The organism is Cytophaga hutchinsonii ATCC 33406 (assembly GCF_000014145.1).
Taxonomy (GTDB): Bacteria; Bacteroidota; Bacteroidia; order Cytophagales; family Cytophagaceae; genus Cytophaga; species Cytophaga hutchinsonii.
In genome coordinates this window covers 2,601,800-2,616,808 of record NC_008255.1, presented here as the reverse complement: position 1 = coordinate 2,616,808, position 15,009 = coordinate 2,601,800, and the positions used below count along the sequence as shown (strand labels likewise).

The 15,009-nt window shown below is 38.4% G+C and carries 12 protein-coding genes and 1 tRNA gene; 5 read left to right on the top strand and 8 right to left on the bottom strand.

All coding sequences use genetic code 11. The features are described 5' to 3' along the window. The first annotated feature begins 120 nt into the window (after window positions 1–120). Window positions 121–1,362, top strand: a complete 1,242-nt coding sequence (locus tag CHU_RS10965) for a nucleoside deaminase (protein ID WP_011585625.1) — start codon at window positions 121–123, stop codon at window positions 1,360–1,362. 43 nt (window positions 1,363–1,405) lie between these two features. Here CHU_RS10965 and CHU_RS10960 read toward each other — a convergent pair whose 3' ends face one another. Further along, window positions 1,406–2,299: a DMT family transporter gene (locus tag CHU_RS10960; protein ID WP_011585624.1), complete on the bottom strand. Its 894-nt coding sequence runs from the start codon at window positions 2,297–2,299 to the stop codon at window positions 1,406–1,408. A gap of 278 nt (window positions 2,300–2,577) precedes the next feature. Here CHU_RS10960 and CHU_RS10955 point away from each other — a divergent pair, with 278 nt between their 5' ends. Beyond that, window positions 2,578–5,118 carry a DUF7619 domain-containing protein gene (locus CHU_RS10955; RefSeq protein WP_011585623.1) on the top strand — a complete coding sequence of 847 codons (2,541 nt, stop codon included), beginning with the start codon at window positions 2,578–2,580 and terminating at the stop codon, window positions 5,116–5,118. Window positions 5,119–5,180: 62 nt separating this feature from the next. On the opposite strand, the gene CHU_RS10950 is transcribed toward CHU_RS10955, so the two are convergent. The 4 genes from CHU_RS10950 to sucC all read right to left on the bottom strand — a co-directional run bounded on the left by CHU_RS10950 (window position 5,181) and on the right by sucC (window position 7,711). Next, window positions 5,181–5,252 (bottom strand) — tRNA-Arg (locus CHU_RS10950). A gap of 201 nt (window positions 5,253–5,453) precedes the next feature. Next, window positions 5,454–5,909, bottom strand: a complete 456-nt coding sequence (locus CHU_RS10945; protein ID WP_011585622.1) for a Smr/MutS family protein — start codon at window positions 5,907–5,909, stop codon at window positions 5,454–5,456. Window positions 5,910–6,001: 92 nt separating this feature from the next. Then, complete coding sequence (locus CHU_RS10940) at window positions 6,002–6,343, bottom strand: four helix bundle protein (protein WP_011585621.1); 342 nt, start codon at window positions 6,341–6,343, stop codon at window positions 6,002–6,004. Between the two features lie 156 nt (window positions 6,344–6,499). Further along, window positions 6,500–7,711, bottom strand: coding sequence for an ADP-forming succinate--CoA ligase subunit beta (gene sucC, locus CHU_RS10935; RefSeq protein ID WP_011585620.1), 1,212 nt, complete (start codon window positions 7,709–7,711; stop codon window positions 6,500–6,502). 452 nt (window positions 7,712–8,163) lie between these two features. Here sucC and CHU_RS10930 point away from each other — a divergent pair, with 452 nt between their 5' ends. Then, on the top strand, window positions 8,164–8,643 hold the full coding sequence (locus CHU_RS10930; protein ID WP_202944115.1) for a transposase: 480 nt from the start codon (window positions 8,164–8,166) through the stop codon (window positions 8,641–8,643). Window positions 8,644–8,917: 274 nt separating this feature from the next. Beyond that, window positions 8,918–9,547 carry an outer membrane beta-barrel protein gene (locus CHU_RS10925; protein ID WP_041932346.1) on the top strand — a complete coding sequence of 210 codons (630 nt, stop codon included), beginning with the start codon at window positions 8,918–8,920 and terminating at the stop codon, window positions 9,545–9,547. Window positions 9,548–9,560: 13 nt separating this feature from the next. On the opposite strand, the gene CHU_RS10920 is transcribed toward CHU_RS10925, so the two are convergent. Further along, a complete protein-coding gene (locus CHU_RS10920; protein WP_011585617.1) occupies window positions 9,561–10,484 on the bottom strand; it encodes a lipid A deacylase LpxR family protein in 924 nt (307 codons plus the stop codon). A gap of 147 nt (window positions 10,485–10,631) precedes the next feature. Here CHU_RS10920 and CHU_RS10915 point away from each other — a divergent pair, with 147 nt between their 5' ends. Then, on the top strand, window positions 10,632–12,404 hold the full coding sequence (locus tag CHU_RS10915; RefSeq protein ID WP_011585616.1) for a MutS-related protein: 1,773 nt from the start codon (window positions 10,632–10,634) through the stop codon (window positions 12,402–12,404). A 12-nt stretch (window positions 12,405–12,416) separates the two neighbouring features. Here CHU_RS10915 and CHU_RS10910 read toward each other — a convergent pair whose 3' ends face one another. Next, a complete protein-coding gene (locus CHU_RS10910) occupies window positions 12,417–14,129 on the bottom strand; it encodes a glycoside hydrolase family 9 protein (RefSeq protein ID WP_011585615.1) in 1,713 nt (570 codons plus the stop codon). A 33-nt stretch (window positions 14,130–14,162) separates the two neighbouring features. Beyond that, complete coding sequence (locus CHU_RS10905) at window positions 14,163–14,921, bottom strand: hypothetical protein (protein WP_011585614.1); 759 nt, start codon at window positions 14,919–14,921, stop codon at window positions 14,163–14,165. Between the last annotated feature and the right edge of the window lie 88 nt (window positions 14,922–15,009).

Genomic DNA, 15,009 nt, shown 5'->3' with positions numbered 1-15,009 from the left:
AATCGGAGAACGGATGTTAGGCAGGTAGTTTTTTTACCGGATTACATATTTTTTAGTACATTACGGCAAGTACTTTTTAAATACTTTTATCCTTTCATACACCTCAAAACAAATTTAGCTATGAACTTTTCAACAACAGAAATTCAAACTATTTTTAATGCAAACGAAGCTGCATCAGCTGTATTAAACCAGGCCCTGGAAGCGGCGGCACAGGGTACTTTTGCTGTCGGAGGCATGATTGTTGACAACCAGACCGGGAATGTCATCTGTGCCATGCACAACAATGTACTGAAGCCATTATTTGGCAGCAGCCAGAATTTTACATTTGATCCTACTGCCCATGGTGAAAGGCAGCTTGTATATTGGTATTATGCGAATAGGCATCAGTTGAATTTACCGGATCCGGAATATCTGACTATTATTACTACACTTGATCCCTGTGCTATGTGTGCAGGAACGTTGCTTACAGCAGGTTTTAATGTGGGCGTGATCGCAATAGATGACTTTGCAGGTATCAATTACAATCAGACTTTTAACTTTGATACATTACCTCCTGATCTGCGGCCGCTGGCTAAACGTAAGTTTGGTTATTATGCGTGCGGTATAAAGGGTGTTGATCCGGACATATATGTGCGCGGATATGTTGGAGGTCCGAATGTAGCATTTAAAGATTCGGTTGTATCTGTACAAAATTTAACCGGATGTAATAATGTCTTTCAGGCAAATGTAGAAGCGGTGCGGAACAACAGTTCCAATTCAGGAAAAGCTCCACAAGAATTGTTTGACCCTGCAGCACTGCCGGATGATGCTCCTGTAAAGCTGCGCTACCGCGAACTATATGCCGATGCGTTCCGTTTGAAAATAGATAACCCGAGATTGCCGGATAAAAATTTACTCGATCTGTTATTATATGTGAAAGGTTCGAACCCTACTGCCCAAAATGCAGTTGCTTTGCTGGATCCTTTTGGCAATGTGGTATTGTGTATGCCGGATACATTTGAAAACAGTCCGGTTGAAACCGCTTTTATGAATGTAACACAGGCCTATGCGATTACGCGGTATCAGTTAATGAATGATCCGTTTGCACGTGCACAAGCGTATGATTATTTAACGCATCCTAAGTATGGAACATTTGTATTTCTGAATGCACCAAACCCTGCAGATGCAAGAACAATCATGACCTTAGGTGCATATGGTTCAACAATGGAAGGGCCGGTGCCGCAGATATTCCCTTCGAATTTTCAATATTATTTCTTGCCGCAATACGGTACGGAAAGAGAGTTCCGCCTGGATATCATGAATCTGCCTCCATTCTATACGCAGCTTGCACAGCTGTCTGCTATGCAGGTAGCAAATTATTAATAAATGTTAGAATCTGTTATGGTATGTTTTTGCCATAACAGGTTTATTTTTTCATACTGCTTAAAAGTAGTATGGTGATCAGAATACAGATTGTACCTACCCAGTCACTCCATAAAAAAGATACATGCAGCCAGCATACAGAAAGCAGTACTGCAGCCAAAGGTTCTGTACAAGCCAGTAAGCTTGCTGTCTGGGCACCGATCTCTTTTACTGCGGTTATATACATGTAAAAAGCCGCCAGGCTGCCGAGTAAAATAATAAAGCTTACAGAAAGAAACGTATAGACATCCCAGATGCCTGTTATGTTCCAGGGTGCAGCGATGAAAACCGGTATAATTCCACCAAGAAGCATACCCCAGCCAATCACCGGGAAGGATGAATACTTCTGCAATAAAGGAATTGGTAATATAGAATACATCATTAACGCTACCGCAGAGCTGATGCCCCACACAAACGCTTCTGAGGAAATTGCAAGACTATGAATATCACCATGCGTTACCAAAAAAAATACACCTGTAAATGCCAATACAATTGCAGCAAGTTCTATAGCTACGGGTATTTTTTTCTGTAGAATTGCAAAATAAACAACGATGAATACTGGACCGGTATATTGAAGCACAGTAGCAGTTGCTGCATTGGAAGCTACAATTGCTGCGAAGTAGGTATACTGAACGGCAAACATACCCAACATGGCAAAAAGAATCAGCTGTACTACATCCCGTTTGTTTTGCCAGATCAATATGAAATCTTTATCGCGTTTGAATGCACCGAATACAAGTAATGTAAATCCGGAAACCAGCAGTCGCATGGTTACAAGCCACGACGGATCAATGTGTTTTTCTTCAAATACATATTGAGCAAAGGTTCCTGAAATACCCCATAACAGAGCCGAAGCTAATGCCTTTGCTATTCCGCCGGCCGGTATTGATTTTCCCATGTATGAAGAGCCCCTTTTATGATCGTTACGATCAATTAAACCGATATAAAAATACGCAATTCTGGATTCCCTTCTACGCGTGTTTTACTTATCTAAGCGATATTTTTACTGTTATATTATAGAATATGATTCTATACATTGAAAAAAATAAAAAAATGTTTTTTGAGAAAAATGCTTTGATACTTAAGCGTTTATTCGGCACACTGTTTTATAAGTATGAAACAGTGGCTGATTTATATAAAATAATTTATCTTTAAGCATTACACCTATTTTATGCTATGAAAAAAATATTCCTTTTAGTACTGATGTGTGTATTCTGTACAGCTTCTTTTTCTCAAAAACTCAAGTGGACGGTTTACAATCAAAATAAAAAGATTACGTATACAGAGAATGCCTGTCCGGCAGATTATCCGAAACAGGATGAAGATGCAAATTATTATTGCTTTAAAAACTACACCGTTAAAGAACTTGATTTTGCGATTCAGGTAGATAATGTTTTTCAGATCGTACAAAGTAAAGCTTCGGATTCGTTATGGTTTGCTTCTGCAGAAGATGGTGTTGCTGCTTTTGCAAATTTGAGATGGAAAAATTTAACAAGTTCCAATTCAATACTTCCTTCGAATAGAATCACACGTGTATTTCAGAAAGATGGTTTTGGCGTACTTGCAGGGTCTCCTTACGGCGTATATTATCTGGGACCGAATACAACGATCAATGCTAATTTACCGGCTGAGATGGAAGGAGTTTCCGGTGTAAGTATTGTAGACAGAAATAATACCATCTGGTGCGGCTATACTGCTGGAGGTGGTCTCTGGAAAACCAACGGTACAGATTATACACAATGGATCAATATCACCAACGAAAATTCAATACTGCCTTTTGAAGCAGATCAGGCAACAGTAAGTTTTTTATATGAACAACGTAAGAACGGACATATCTGGGCAAACGTAAATGGGTATGGTGTATATGAATATGACGGTACTGGCTGGATAGATCATGCATCTGAAGTATCAGAATTCAAGACAAGTGATTATGTAAACCCGCCTTACGAAGATGCTGCAGGAAATATATATTGTGGTACTAAAGCCGGATTGTATGTGTATAATGGTATACAATGGACGTTATATAATACAGCTAATACATCTTTCAGATCGAATGTTGTAAAAAAAGTTTTTGAAGACAGCAGAAAAAATCTTTGGGTAATAACTGAAAAAGATATTTCAGTATATGACGGTAACGGCTGGTTCTCACACAATATGGAAAGCGTACTGGGAAGTGTAAATCCATATAGAGATCTTTTTGTAGAAGATGATTTTGGTAATATCTGGGTGGCTGCACGTACCGGCTTATTGATGTATGATGGATATAAGTGGACAAAATTTACTACTTCGAATTCTCCTTTGCCACACAATAAAGTTATTTCAGTTTTTAAGGACCGTTCAAATAACATCTGGGTTGGAAGCGAACAAGGCTTGAGCTGCATTCAGTATGATGGTCCGGCAACGCGTATCCCTTATGCAATCAGCGGATATACATTCCTTGATAAGTCTTCAGATGATATGTATGATAAAGCAGCAGAGCCCGCACTGGCCAATCGTAAACTTATCCTGCTGCCGGACAACATTTATGCATATAGTAATAGTCTTGGGTATTATCAGTTTCATGTTTCACAGGCTGGAACATATACAGTGAGAGCCGTTGATGATGCTGCTTTTATTGGAACAAAGGATATTACTTTTACGATTACGGATGGGTTAAATGTACAGGCTGATGTGCCGTATAAAATTGGTACACTTAAGTCAGATACGCTTGCCATTAGTGTTATAGGAGGTTTTCCGCGTTGCAACAATGTTGTTACATACTGGCTGGATATAAAGAACCAGGGCAGTGCGGATTTCACCGGAACACTTGCTTTTAATATTGATCCGAAAACGGAATATAGCAGTTCAAATCTGCAGCCTACAGATGTGGATGGCAAAAAAATAGTATGGTCCAATCAATCCATACCGGGTTTAACATCCAAGCAGATCCAGGTATCCGTTGTGCTTCCTGGTGTTGAAGTTGCTACTGATGTGATTGATTTTTCTGCAGATGCAACCAATCTGCTTTCAGAAAAAGTTTTTACATCAGCACTTGGACAAAAGATTCTGTGTGCATTCGACCCCAACGATAAATCTGTGCTGCCCGATAATGAAGAACTCTTGCAAACAGACGAAATGGAATATCAGATCCGTTTTCAGAATACCGGTAATGATACCGCATTTACGATCGTCATCCGTGATACCTTATCTCCGGTGTTTGATAAAGAAAGTTTTGCAGTTCTGTCTGCCAGCCACCTATATACCGTAACGCTGGATGTACTTACAGGAGAAATTATTTTTACCTTCAATAACATTCAATTGCCGGATAGCAACGTAAATAAAAAAGAAAGCAATGGATTTATCCGCTATAAAATCCGTTTAAAAAACAATCTTGAATTACTGACGGAGATAAAAAATACGGCATATATTTATTTTGATCGGAACCCGTCAATTGTCACCAATACAACACATCAGGTGCTGGTGAATGAACTTGCAACAGGCATTACAGCCAATGGAAAAGAGGTGAGCGGGAATGCATATCCGAACCCGGCAAAAGATGTAATTAACATGCAGGATAGAGAAGGACGTTTGGTATTGTATAATGCTATTGGGAAAAATATGCTGGAAGGTGCAGCAGATGTTCCGTTGAATGTATCCACACTTCCTTCAGGTATGTATATTCTGTACCAGATCAAAGGGGATGCAACACTGGTACATAAGGTAGAGATTATACACTAAAAGATAGAGCAGTCAGTAAAAAGAAAGCCTTGTTATGCATTCCATAACAAGGCTTTTTGCTGTGCACCCGACGGGAGTCGAACCCATATCGTCAGAATCGGAATCTGATATACTATCCATTATACTACGGATGCAAAATTGGTTTGCAAATTTAGGGTATTATATCGGTGAAGACAAGGAGTTTTTTAAAATGAGTTGAAAGTGTTTAGTGTAAAATGCATTCGGAGCTATGATATTGGCATTTTTACACTAATTAAATCTTACCTAATGGTGAAATCTTAAAATAAACAAACGAATACACTTTACACTTATATCTAGCAACTCGTACCTGGCAACTATGCTCTGAATGTTACCAGCGTAACGCCATCACCCCAGCCGCCTTCTTCATTTTCCAGTTTTTCCACTTCTTTGTATTTCTTTAAGAATGAGCGAACGGTATCGCGCAGTACGCCATTGCCGCGGCCGTGTACAATTTTAGCTTTGGTTGCGCCAATCAGAATGGCATCATCCGCCCAGGTTGTTAATAAGGGAATCAGTTCGTCACGCATTTTACCCCGCACATCCAATTCAAACTGAAACGTCTGCATTTTTGCTCTGGTATCAACACCTTCGTACGATGTTTTTTCCACTTCATCTTCTTCCCATTCATCATCACCAGCCGGACTTAATTGGTCGAGCTTTACTTTCATTTTAAGGATTCCCATTGCCACTTCAGCATTGGTTCCTTTAATGGCAATGATTTCGCCTACACCTTCGTAGCCGTCTATGTGTACGTGGTCACCGATTTTCATGTAGTTAATTATGAATTATGAATTATGAATTATGAATTATGAATTATGAATTATGAATTATGAATTATGAATTATGAATTATGAATTATGAATTATGAATTATGAATTATGTTTTTCTTTGAAGTCATTATGATACTTCTGACTATTTTTAATAATTCTATAGCATCGGTATTCATGCTTTCGAATTCTACGTTATTAGTATAACCGGTTTCATCACATTCTTTTTGAGAAATAGCTAATTTGTGTATGAAACCTGGCTTACTTTGAGCATTTAGTGCTTCTCTAATATTTGCACCCACTGAGGTTCCTGATCGTAATAATTGCTTACTCATTACAAATTCTTTTATTTCAGAAGAAAGTACTTTATATAAATTTACAATCCTCACGGCAAATGTAAAACTCTTCTTTTTAATTATGTTATCCCCCGAATTCATAATAAATCTATTTGTCAATTAATATACTAAACTTTAGCTATTCATTTTATTTTAATCAATTCATAATTTATAACTCATAATTCATAATTAACTCCAAACAAAAAGCGCCTGACAGGTTAAACCATCAGGCGCTTTCAATAGGAGAGATGAATCAGCTTACGCTAACGCTTCAGTTACCAATTTCGCAGCATCTTTTAAGATAACCGCAGAACGAACTTTTAAGCCGGATTCGTTGATGATTTTAGCACCTTCTTCCGCATTTGTTCCCTGTAAACGAACAATGATCGGAATATTAATTGTGCCGATATTTTTGTAAGCTTCAACAACGCCATTGGCAACACGGTCGCAACGAACGATACCACCAAATACGTTGATTAAAATAGCTTTTACATTTGGATCTTTTAAGATAATACGAAAACCAGCTTCAACTGTCTTCGCGTTTGCTCCACCTCCAACGTCAAGGAAGTTAGCAGGCTCACCACCAGCTAATTTAATAACGTCCATCGTAGCCATTGCAAGACCTGCACCGTTTACCATGCAGCCAACGTTACCGTCAAGCTTTACATAGTTTAAGTGACTTTCTGCCGCTTCAACCTCCAATGGATCTTCTTCTGTAACATCACGGTAAGCAGCAAGATCCGGGTGACGGAATAATGCGTTATCATCAATAGATACTTTAGCATCAACCGCTAAAATTTCATCTTTGGATGTTTTTAATACCGGGTTGATCTCAATCATTTCAGCGTTCGTTGCTTTGTATGCAGTATACAAACGTGTCACAAACGTAACCATTTCTTTGAATGCTGTTCCTGAAAGACCCAAACCGAAGGCAATCTTACGAGCCTGGAACCCTTGAAGACCAACAGCCGGATCAACAAATTCCTTTGTGATCAAGTGAGGCGTGCTGTGTGCAACTTCTTCAATATCCATACCGCCTTCAGTAGATGCAATAATTACATCCTGGCCGGTACCACGGTCAAGCAACATAGATAAGTATAATTCTTTTGGCTCAGAAGCACCTTTCTGGTATACATCAGCAGCAACAAGCAAACGGCTTACTACTTTACCTGAAGGTCCGGTCTGGATTGTAACCAGTGTATTACCCAACATCTGTGCAGCTTTTTCTTTTACTTCGTCATACGACTTGGCAATCATTACACCACGGTGTTCAGTACCAACAAATTTACCTTTTCCACGACCACCAGCATGGATCTGCGCTTTAACAACAAAGATGTCAGTTCCTGTTTGCTCCTTTAATTTTTTAGCTGCTTCTACTGCAGACTCAGGCGAATCGGCATAAATACCTTCTCCGATCTTAACGTTGTATTTCTTAAGAATTTCCTTCGCTTGATACTCGTGAATATTCATATTTCAGTGAGATATAAAATGGTTATATTTTTTAATTGATTCTTAAAAGGGTCAATCCACGAATCTACTCGTTTTAGGGGTTAAATTCAAATCTAATAGGGAATTAAATCTGCCATGTGGGGAAAAGGTTTGGGCTTTTGTACAGCAGAATCTGTAAATACCTGTTTTTGAAGCCAGTTTTTGGATATTCCTTAGTTGACAGCGATATGTTAACCACCGTTGAACGTCTTTTTCAGTATCATTTTCAGACTTAACGATTGATAAGAAATGTACCGGAAAGAGCTTTTATTTTTGATAGTTTAACGCATTTTCACATATTTAATTTTTTATAGTCAATCATTTTTTTTCAAATGTTACACAATCAGATTTTTAAAAAACGTAGATCCATACGTCTGAAGGGGTATGATTATTCGCAGTCAGGTTTTTATTTTATCACTATTTGTACAAAAAACATGAAATGCATTTTTGGTGAAATAAAAAATGGCAGCATGCTGGCAAATCAATACGGTAAAATTGCGGGTGATGCCTGGTTGCAAACAATGGAAATCCGAACAAACGTACGTCTGCATGCATTCGTTATAATGCCCAATCACATACACGGCATTATTGAAATAAACACCAGTAGGGGCGAATTGCATTCGCCCGCGCAAGAACATTCGCCCGCGCCCACGAAACAGACGCCGGTGCCGGAACAACAGCAGCAGAAACAACAACGCGGCACGTCCAATACGGTAGGGGCAATCGTACGGGGATATAAAGCGTCGGTAACCAGACAAATAAAATTAATTGATGACACGATAGAAACTGTATGGCACCGAAACTATTATGAACACATCATCCGGGATGAACGATCGTATGAAAATATCACAAACTATATAAACAACAATCCTGAAAAATGGCAAGCCGATAAATTTCATCGTACGGGCGAATAGCATTCGCCCTGCTCGAATAGCATTCGCCCTGCTCGAATAGCATTCGCCCTGCTCGAATAGCATTCGCCCTGCTCGAATAGCATTCGCTCGAATAGCATTCGCTCGAATAGCATTCGCTCGAATAGCATTCGCCCTTTAAATAAATTCACTCTCTTTTCGGGCGAATATTATTCGCATTTATTTTGGGGCGAATTCAATTCGCCCCTACTATTGCATGAAAAAATAAAAATGTGTATATTCATTAGTGAACCCCATTTGCAGCTGTAGTTTAGTTATGAAACGTTTTAAAGGAATTCATTTACTGATATCTTTTTTCTTTCTACTTATTTCATTTACCTCACACGCACAGTTACAATTTCATTATGGCCCGCGGATTGGTTTAGGATTGAGTACCTTTAGTGGGCCGGATGCAATTGGTACAAATTATCCTTCAGGCACCATTGTTGGATTATATACACATACAGATTTTGCAAAGAAGTTATCGGTAGATATTGAGCTGAATTATATTTCCATGGGAAGTCTCTTTACAATGAATAAAGATACCCCTGAACAGCGCGATTATAAAGTATCTCTGGGTTATATTTCCCTGCCTGTAAATCTGAATTATTGTGTATATAAACATATTCATGTTCAGGTGGGTATACAGACATTAGCCTTGCTTACCGCAGTTACAGAGCAAAAGTATCAGAATGTAGTAACGAAAGGAAAGAACATTAATGACTTTCATGCGATTGATGCAGGTCCTACAATAGGATGTTATTATCAGTTTGAAAAAGGTCTTCAGCTTGGTGTTCGTTATTATAGAGGAATTCAGAACGTTGTTAAAGAAAACATGGTACTGTACAATACAGGAATTCAATTTTTATTGACTTATCAGTTCTCCCGGGCAAATAAAGAACTATAACAATGTTCTGAGATTAAAACCGGTAGGCCAGCTGAAGGCTTCCATAGCGGTGGGTAAAGCCTGTAGAGAATTCAGGTGAAAGAAAATTCTGAATAAGGAGAATCGTAAAACGTGCATACATAATAGATACGCCAGCTCTGGAATGAAACAGGAAATTATTCAGGGTATATGTTGGCCTGTTCAGGCTGCTTGGCTGAATAATCGTAGCGTCGAAAAGTATTAGCTTGAATTTTACATCCAGAAAAACAGAAAAGTAAAATTTCTTCATCCCTTTTGAATACCTGTAACTTTCAAAATAAGGCGATAGTTTTCCGACGCGCCATAGGTAACCAAACCCCATATTGGTGCGGAGATTACCTGCCTCCGCTTCAATAATACCAATGAACTGGTTATTCTTGTCTACATGTAATCCTTTTTGAAGTTCAAATTCATAATTCATCAATAGTTTATTGTCGAGTTGGTTGTACCACCCTTCATAAATATTGTTGTTGATCAGATTGTGGAAGCCATTCTGTGCCTGTTCACCCAAAGCAATGTTTCCGATAAAGCCCAAACCTAAGCCACTGTGTAACCTTAAACGCCTGCCCGGCTGGAAAGATGTTTTTTGCATGTATAGCATAAGCGTGGCTACATACGGACGGTCATTAGCTATAAAGCCTGCTGTATCTACATTAGAAGGTGTATAGATATCTTGTGTAAGTGTTAAACCATAATTTTTATCAGAAGCTTTAGGCAATGAAGGAATTAATTTATTGAATGGATTCTTACGTAAAAATGGATGGTTAAAGGTTAAGGAAAGTCCGCTGGTATAGTAATAATCTGTTTTATCAACCAGGTCGTTGGATATATTTAATTTAATATATTTCGGTGAAAGTATATCCTGGGCAAAGACTACATAAAGGTTTAAAAACAAAAGCAGGGATACCGGTACTTTCATGTATAAGAAATTCAAGGGTTGTTCCTTTATATTAAGTTACAATAATTATTCAGAATAATAAACCGATAGCACCAAATACATTTGTACTATTTAATAAACAAAAAGAATTAAATTGGGAATAATATAAATTCTACCTAGACACGTTACATGCAAGCATATATTTCATTAAAAAATACCTACAGCCATCAGTTAATCAGGCTTAAGCAAACACACACCTGGATCAGTATAGTGCGGATTGCACTTGTTTTTATTGCCCTGATTTGCTTTTATTTTTTTATAACCAGTTTTGAATCTGGAGCCTTTATTATTGGTCTTATTTCAATCATCGCTTTTGTTTTTGTTCTGGTTTGGCATAGGAAAAAATCAGCTGAGATCCTGTTTAAAGAAACGCTTGTAACCATTATTTCTCAGGAGATTGCATATCTGGAAAATAAAGAATTGCCTTTTGAAAACGGAGCTGACTATAATGAAACGAATCATCCCTATACATATGATCTCGATATTTTCGGGTACAGAAGTTTGTTTCAGCATCTGAACAGAACAGCAACATACCTTGGTAAGACAAGGCTGGCAAATTCGTTAAAGCATATATTACCCAATGAAGCTATTGAAAAGAATCAGCAAGCCATAAAAGAGCTGTCAGAAAAACTAACCTGGCGGCAGGAGATACTGGCACGGGCTAAAATGGCAAACGATACGAAAGAAATTTATACTAGCATTCTTACCTGGTCTACGAAAAAAGCAGGAGAAGTGCCCGTATACATGCGTATTATTTCTTTTGTGTTTCCAGTGGCATTGTTTATACTATTTGGGATGGCAGCAATTTCTGATTCAGGCATATATATGAAGGCCGCTGAAATTTTATTTGTAGTGAATCTGATCATTATCGGGCTACATCTTAAAACCATAAAGGCAGAATTGTTTCATGCCGATAAAATTGAAGTAATCATTCAGCAGTACAGTCTTATTCTTGAAAAGATAGAAGGAGAAACATTTTCTGCTGCACGTTTAATAGAGCTGAAGGATCAATTGCTGCATGCGGATATTTCTGCAAGTGCCCATTTAAATACACTCTCAAAATTATTTGCCCATGTAGAAACAATTAATAATGCGGTGGGTTCGCTGTTTATGAATGGACTGTTTATGTATCACATACACAGCTTACAGGCACTATTGAAATGGAAAGAAAGGCATGCTTTTAGAATTGCCGAATGGATCTCGGTAATTGGTGAGATAGAAATGCTGAACAGCTATGCAAACCTGTCCTATAATAATCCGGATTTTATTTTCCCGGCTTTGCGTACAGATTACAGCATTCAACTGACAGGTGCGGGCCATCCGCTGATTGATAAAAAGAAACGTATCTGTAACGATGTCGTTTTTAATACAGGGAATTTTATTATTCTTACCGGTTCAAATATGTCCGGGAAAAGTACGTTTCTGCGTACGCTTGGCGTAAATATGGTATTAGCGGGAGCAGGCGCTCCCGTGTGCGCTTCTGCTGCACAGATTCATCCGCTGCCTGTCATTGTATCCATGCGTTTATCCGATTCATTGTCTGATAGCGAATCGTATTTCTTTGCGGAAGTAAAACGGCTGAAACAATTGATGCAGATGCTGGATGAGCAGATGTGCTTTGTCTTGCTGGATGAAATTTTGCGTGGCACCAATTCGGATGATAAGCGTATTGGTACTATTGAAGTGATAAAAAAGATTGTGGCAAAGAACGCAATCGGTATTGTTGCCACGCACGATCTGGAAGTGTGTAACACAACACAGGAATATCCGGAAAAACTCTCTAACAAATGCTTTGAGGTACAAATAATCAACGATGAACTGGTCTTTGATTACAAGCTTCGTGAAGGCATCTGTAAAAATAAGAGCGCCACTTTTTTGATGAAAAAGATGGGTGTAATATAATTTCTGTCGTATTTATTTTGCGTAAAATTTATTGATCAGGGTGAAGAAATAAATACCATCAGCCATGCCGCCAATGGTTGTTTCCATGCATTGAAAATCCGTATTGTAATCATAGAACACTACTGCGTTTGTATTGAAGGCTTCGTAGGGATTTGTTTTCGGAATATTGAAATAGTTTAACAGTTCATCGTGTGTTTTTTTATCGCCTGGTCCTTCAGCAATAGCACCTGCAGCAGATAATTCGGGATGCAGTGTATACATTTGAGAATAAATATGCTTTATACTACCGGGTATTTTTTCTGTCATAACAAAAGCTGTTCCCCAGTTATTCTGACCAAGTGTATAGTTTAGCACATCTGTTCCCATGCGGCCATAGATATCTTGTGTTCCGGTTACTTTTGCATACATCATAGCAGATGAACCAACACCCATAAAACTATATAAAGAGGCCCAGGTATATGCATGAGGCAATCTCCATACATTTCCTTTTTTATTGGCGATCCCGTTAAACGTATTCAGATCAGCAGTTAAATAAGGCTGTACGGTTTGCGGTGCATATTGAAATAACCGCAGGTGTGCAGTCATGTTCAGACTACCCCATGAAACCCAGTAGGCGGCCCCCGTTTTTGAAGCATTGCCTTTGGCTTCATTGAGGTACAATTCATCCTGAGTGAGTCGGTACAGTTCTATGGCGGCCAGTTCCATGTTGTCTTCAGCAGTTACATCGTTGTAGAATTTTTCCCAGCCTTCTTCAAACCACGCGGGTGTTTTATTTGCAGCTAATGCTTTTTTGTATATCTGAATAGCTTTATTTCGGTATTGGTTTGCTTTTATTTTAAACGAAGCATCGGATTCAAAAATCGTTGCCGCTAATGCCAGAGCTGCGGAGGTGAGCCCCATTTGTGTCGGGCTGAAATCGGAGTAGGCGTGGCGCGACCCGTTTAATGCATCATCATAGGGCATGCGCGTACCTTGTTTGTGATCGTCGGCATTCCCAACCTGAATGATAAATGTTGAATCATCCGGCATTGTTTTTAACAGATACGTTAAGCCCCAGATTGCTTCATCCATCAGCGCTTTTCTATCGGCGGCTGTATGTGTGTTTACAGGATATTCTTCATAAGAACGCAATAAAAAATAAGTTGTGTAAGCAATGGTTTGTGTGAACTTGAGGTAATCACCTGCATCATACCAACCGCCCGACATATCTGCATAGCGCTCCGTTGCCGCTGCATGCCAGCTAGTATTCGCAGCTGTTTTCTTTTCATAGATGCGGCATTTCACATCCCCGCTGTGGCCGGTTTTATTTGCAGGAGCAACAGGCACACCACTGCGCTGCTTGTTTAAGAAACTGACCATTTCCCTTACCAGGAAATCCGTTGGATTGTTTTTTATCTGTATGGAAAAATCGTTGTATGTACCGATGGATATGGTGTAAATGCCTTCTTTTTTAAGAGAGGAAAATTCCAGTTCATAATTAAATGGTTTAGGTGTATGGCTGCTGGTACCGCTTATAGATGTTGAAAAAACACCTTCCAATACGACTGTATTGGAAGGTGTTTTTATTATCCATTTTTGTTCTTTTAAATTTTCATCAGAAAGTATGATACAGGATTTGTTTGCTTTGGATGCATAACCAGCAAGGTTATAGCGTGGATATATTTCTGCCTGTATAACATATGTCTGAATAAAAAAGAATAGGAATACACTTATTAATTGCTTCATATATAGTTTATAATACAGTTTTGTATACCTGATCTATCTGATTTGAAATATATTTTGCTGTATGGAGGCGTTTGAGCCGTCTTCATTCAGCCCCAGTATTTTTACAGGCAATCCATTTAAATCTAACGTATAAACAAATGTAACAGTTCTGGAACCGGTAGTTTCAGATGCAATTAAATTTTTACTTTTTTTACCGAATACTTCCTGTAAAAGTCCGGTATGCATAGGATCCATGATACTTGATTTGTCAGGATAAGAAGTGTAGGTATAGTTTGTATAGCCCAGTTGATTTTTAGTAAGTCTTGAAAATTTGGTGGACTGGGTCATATTACCATCCACATATTCAAATGTTGTTGAATCATTTTTTGTAATGCGGTTATGTAAGTATCCATCAAAAGTGTAGGTGTAATATACCGTATCGGCATTGATTAATGCACGTATGATTTTTCCTTCTGAATCCGGAATATAGAATACTGTATTAGTAATAGCAGTGTTATTAATATCTGCTATTGCATGACTTTTTTTAATCGTATCTGCATTGTATGTAACAGCGAAGGAATAGATAATTGAACCATTATCATATTGTGTTAATTGGGTTAAACGTTTTTTGTCGTCGTATTCATAAAGATAAAATGCGTCCGGGTCATCTTCTGTAAAAACGCTTGTTCGTAAATATTCTTTGGTATCAGCTGAAGATAAATTTCCTTCCGGATTGGGAATTTCATGAATGTTTTTTTTGCAGGCAAAACACAATACGGGCAGCAGGCAGATGTAAAATAATTTTGTTTTCATTTGGTTGTTGAAGGTTTGTAAAAAGATTCACGGACTTATGCTAAAAATCCTTATATGTTCATTTAAGACCACAACACTAACGGTAGAT

Coding starts and splice junctions, on each gene's coding strand:
- CHU_RS10965 (WP_011585625.1), top strand. CDS start 121: ATGAACTTTTCAACAACAGAAATTCAAACTATTTTTAATGCAAACGAA.
- CHU_RS10960 (WP_011585624.1), bottom strand. CDS start 2,299: ATGGGAAAATCAATACCGGCCGGCGGAATAGCAAAGGCATTAGCTTCG.
- CHU_RS10955 (WP_011585623.1), top strand. CDS start 2,578: ATGAAAAAAATATTCCTTTTAGTACTGATGTGTGTATTCTGTACAGCT.
- CHU_RS10945 (WP_011585622.1), bottom strand. CDS start 5,909: ATGAAAATCGGTGACCACGTACACATAGACGGCTACGAAGGTGTAGGC.
- CHU_RS10940 (WP_011585621.1), bottom strand. CDS start 6,343: ATGAATTCGGGGGATAACATAATTAAAAAGAAGAGTTTTACATTTGCC.
- sucC (WP_011585620.1), bottom strand. CDS start 7,711: ATGAATATTCACGAGTATCAAGCGAAGGAAATTCTTAAGAAATACAAC.
- CHU_RS10930 (WP_202944115.1), top strand. CDS start 8,164: ATGAAATGCATTTTTGGTGAAATAAAAAATGGCAGCATGCTGGCAAAT.
- CHU_RS10925 (WP_041932346.1), top strand. CDS start 8,918: ATGAAACGTTTTAAAGGAATTCATTTACTGATATCTTTTTTCTTTCTA.
- CHU_RS10920 (WP_011585617.1), bottom strand. CDS start 10,484: ATGAAAGTACCGGTATCCCTGCTTTTGTTTTTAAACCTTTATGTAGTC.
- CHU_RS10915 (WP_011585616.1), top strand. CDS start 10,632: ATGCAAGCATATATTTCATTAAAAAATACCTACAGCCATCAGTTAATC.
- CHU_RS10910 (WP_011585615.1), bottom strand. CDS start 14,129: ATGAAGCAATTAATAAGTGTATTCCTATTCTTTTTTATTCAGACATAT.
- CHU_RS10905 (WP_011585614.1), bottom strand. CDS start 14,921: ATGAAAACAAAATTATTTTACATCTGCCTGCTGCCCGTATTGTGTTTT.